Source organism: Priestia sp. KCTC 13724 (assembly GCF_056820425.1).
Genome location: NZ_JBXDLD010000159.1, coordinates 1 through 1103 on the forward strand (window position 1 = coordinate 1; position 1103 = coordinate 1103).

Annotated in this window: 1 protein-coding gene; it reads left to right on the forward strand. The window is 41.3% G+C overall.

Translation table 11 applies throughout. The features are described from left to right. Positions 1-1009, forward strand: a 1009-nt coding sequence (locus AC1UFB_RS17695; RefSeq protein ID WP_482589613.1) for an N-acetylmuramoyl-L-alanine amidase family protein, incomplete at its 5' end; no start/stop codon positions are given. Positions 1010-1103: the final 94 nt, after the last annotated feature.

Consider the following 1103-nt stretch of genomic DNA (forward strand, 5'->3'; position numbering starts at 1 on the left):
TTCTTCTGAAAGTGGGGGTACGTCTGTTTCCAAGCAAGCTACCGTGAATGCTAGCTCTTTAAACGTTCGCTCTGCCGCTAGCACTTCAGCTTCCATCGTTACCATCTTGCCGCGCAATGCCAAAGTAACCGTGATTAAAGAAAACGGAGACTGGTCACAGATTAAAACGAGTAACGGTAAAACTGGCTGGGTTGCCAACAAATACTTAAAAGAAGGCTCTGACCAGCCTGAAACAAACAACCCAACTGAAAAGATTACAATTACGAAAGCTGCTAACCTACGTACGCAGCCAAGTTTAAGTGCAAGCATTCTTCGCGTAGCACAAGTCGGGGAGTCATTTAATAAAGTAGCTGAGTCAAATGGTTGGGTTCAAATTCAATATTCTAGTTCTCAAACGGCTTGGGTATCAAAAGGACTAACGAGTACTGAAGCACCTTCAACACCAGGTGAAGTAACAAACCCAACTTCAGGTTTAGAAAAGAAGTTAATTGTTATTGATCCAGGTCATGGTGGTCATGATCCAGGAGCCGTTGGTCAAGACGAGCTTGAAAAGAACCTAGCACTAAGAACAGCTAAATTAGTAGCAGCACAAGTTGAAAGCGCAGGTGGTACTGTACTATTTACTCGTTCTGACGACACTTTCATTTCGTTAGATGGCCGAACAAAAATCAGCAACGCAAGCGAAGCTGATGCATTCGTTAGCATCCACTATAATGCAGGAAGCTCATCCGCTACTGGAATTGAGACTTATTACTATTCAGCTCGTGATCAAGAACTTGCAAAATACATTCAAGAGAGCATGGTGCAACACACAAATATGAGAGATCGTGGTGCTCAACAAGCTAACTTCTATGTATTAAAACATAATAATAAGCGTTCCGTTCTTGTTGAACTTGGGTTTGTATCTAATCCAAGTGAAGAAGATCGTATTGCAACAGAACAATATCAGCAGCAAGTTTCTCGTGGTATTGCAGAAGGTATCTCACGCTATTTTGCAGCTACAAAATAAAAAAACTCTCCTTTTATGGAGAGTTTTTTTCAGATTGACGAGAAACCTGTAAGGTTCTCGTCAATCTGAGGCTCTTTTCATTTTTTATAGTGAA